Below are 2,301 nucleotides of genomic sequence, written 5' to 3'. Positions count from 1 at the left end.
AGCCGCCAGATCCAGATTGTCGTGATAATCCAGCAGTAATTGCACCCGATAGGCATCGTCCTGCGGCTGGGCCAGATAGTGATAAACAAACCCCTGCTGTAAACTGGTGGCCGGGAATATCCCTTCAATTTTGTTTCCGGTGTATTCACTGGGTTCTTCACGAGTGATATCAGAATTAGCATCCTGTTGATTCAGGATCAGAGTTTGAAAATCCTCCTCAGAAAAGATCCTTCTTTCATTTAAGAAATTGATGATGTTTTCTCTTTTCGCTTTCACTTTATCAATTAATTGAACAGGCGGCGTTTCTCCGGCGAACGCGAGTTTTAGCTTATTTTCACTGACCCATACTGACACGCGGTTTTTATGTAGCTCTGTAAGTAATATCAACATATTGTTACACATCCAAAATAGTTTTCTTTTCTGAATGGAGGTGCGAATTTTCGTTATTCACATGCCCAAAGCGATGAGTCAGTTGCTTTAACTGCTCGATTGAAACACCCTTCATGCCATAATCACTGGGGGTTTTGATCCCGCCCTGTTGGGCTTGGGTCTGGCCCGTCGTAATGACCTTCTCCAGTGCCTGCTCAAACGCCATGATAAACACCTGTGTCTGGCTGGCGGACAAACAAGAACCCACGCTGAATTGCAACTGACCTGCCTGCACCGCACCATTGATGTCCAATAGCAAAGGACTGACGTTTTCGCGGGCTATCATCACTCCGCAATCGTCGCTGGTCAGTGACCAGTCCTGCGGGCCGGCCTCGCCCCCCAACTGCCCCAGATAGTTAAAGCTGATGCCCGGTAAATCACCGGCCAGCTTGCCCGCCTGCTGCAAGGCCCCGTACCCCATGCCTTTGTGGGGCACGGCCCTGAGCATTTCTTTGGTGTGAATAATGGTTGCCGCCACCCCTTGCTGCATTTCCAGCCGGACGGGGTACACCGTGGTAAACCAACCGACCGTTTCGGACACATCCAGCGTGCTGTCGATGGACTCACGTCCATGCCCTTCCAGAATGATGTGATTCACCGGCCGCGAGAAGCAGGCCGGCAAGGCCAGTGTCAGCGCACTCAGGAGCAAGTCATTAATTTCCGTGTGGTAACCCGCATTGGCCTCGCGCAGCAGGGTTTCCGTCAGCGCCGCAGAAAGGGCCAGCCGGTGCTGACCGGCCGCCTCCCGCGGCGGGGACGGGGCTTTGTCCGCCATCACCCGCTGCCAGTAAGGCACTTCTTGTTGATGGTGTCTGGCATAGTGATGCACCGCGCTGACCCACTGCCGGTAACTGCTGGTTTTCGCCGGCAAAGCCGCCCCTTGCAGCAATAACCGCATATCTTCGGCTATGATGCGCCAGGAAACGGCATCAATAATCAGGTGGTGGAAGGCAAAGAAGAGCCGGGCGCGGCCGTCGGCGTATCCGGTCAGGTGAGCCACCTGCCATAATGGCCCTGCGTCATAATCCAGTCCGCTCTGCCACTGGGTCAGCTGCCGGTGTAAAGCCGGCGCCTCCAAGGCACTGACATCACACGCCTGTAATACCGGCCCCCACGCGGGGATATCCGCCTGATAATGCTGATGATAGCCCCTGCCTGTCCGGATAAACCGGGCCCGCAACATATCATGACGGGCGGCCAGTGTTACCAAGGCTTGCGCAATCGCGGCGGACGGGATGTCACCGGGTAATTGCACCATAAAGGCCTGATTCCAGTGATGCGGCTTCGGCAAATCCCGCTCAAAGAACCCCTGCTGGATAGGCAATAATGCAAATTCCCCGCTTAAGGCTCCCTGCTCGGCAATAATCCCGGCTGACGCGGCCGTCTGGGTCAGCCACCGGGCCAGCCGGGCCACGGTGGGGGCATCAAAAATCGCCTTAACCTGCAAGGCAAAGCCGGCCTGCCGCAGTCTGGACACCAGCCGGATACTGACGATGGAATCCCCGCCAATACGGAAAAAGTTATCGTCAATGCCGACCTGCGCCAGCCCCAGAACGTCCTGCCACAGAGCGCACAACTGGGCTTCCAGCGCATTACGCGGCGCCACATAGCCGGCCCGTTTCCCCCGTCCCGGCACCGGCAGGGCCTGACGGTCAAGCTTGCCGTTCAGGGTCAGCGGAATAGCATCAAGGCGGGTAAAGCTGGCCGGCACCATGTAATCCGGCAAACGGGCAGACAAATGGGCAATCAGCATTTCATCCGGCAGGTTTTGAGCTGGTAAGGTGTCGTCGGTGACCAGATACGCGGCCAGCGCTTTCTGCCCTTCATGCACCCGGTCAATCACCACCGCCTGTTTCACCTGCGGATGGGTTG

2 protein-coding genes are annotated in these 2,301 nt (G+C 56.2%); both read right to left on the bottom strand.

The genetic code is table 11. The annotated features are described in order from the left end of the window. Positions 1–390 (bottom strand): hypothetical protein (locus tag Xhom_RS24685; RefSeq protein WP_145957518.1); only part of this gene is annotated, 390 nt, incomplete at its 3' end. 4 nt (positions 391–394) lie between these two features. Next, a partial coding sequence (locus tag Xhom_RS24680) for a condensation domain-containing protein (RefSeq protein ID WP_244590825.1) occupies positions 395–2,301 on the bottom strand: 1,907 nt, incomplete at its 5' end.

It is taken from the genome of Xenorhabdus hominickii, from assembly GCF_002632725.1.
GTDB classification, from domain to species: domain Bacteria; phylum Pseudomonadota; class Gammaproteobacteria; order Enterobacterales; family Enterobacteriaceae; genus Xenorhabdus; species Xenorhabdus hominickii.
Note: the sequence above shows the minus strand (reverse complement) of the source record. Positions and strands in the feature narration are given on the sequence as shown.